Source organism: Bradyrhizobium sp. Leo170, from assembly GCF_004296405.1.
Lineage (GTDB): Bacteria > Pseudomonadota > Alphaproteobacteria > Rhizobiales > Xanthobacteraceae > Bradyrhizobium.
This window is the reverse complement of the sequence record NZ_PSRR01000951.1, coordinates 1-264: the sequence shown is the minus strand read 5'-3', so window position 1 is coordinate 264 and position 264 is coordinate 1. Positions and strand designations below refer to the sequence as shown.

Genomic DNA, 264 nt, shown 5'->3' with positions numbered 1-264 from the left:
ATGGTGATGAAGACGTCCGATCCAGCCGCGTTCCGCTCCGGCCGGCACTTTGCCGCCTGGCTCGGCCTCACACCAAAGGACCATTCCACCGGCGGCAAGACCAGGCTCGGCAAGATCACGCGGGCCGGCGACGAGGACCTGCGCCGCCTGCTGGTGGTCGGGGCGACCGCGGTGATCCAGCAGGCGCGGCACGGCCGCGGCCATCCCTGGGGCTGGCTGGTCGCACTGCTCAAGCGCAAGCCGCCCAAGCTGGCCGCCGTGGCG

At 72.0% G+C, this 264-nt stretch carries 1 protein-coding gene; it reads left to right on the top strand.

The window, feature by feature from the left end; translation table 11 throughout:
* Positions 1 to 264: transposase (locus CWO89_RS45475; protein WP_130584501.1), on the top strand; the 264-nt coding region annotated here is incomplete at both ends.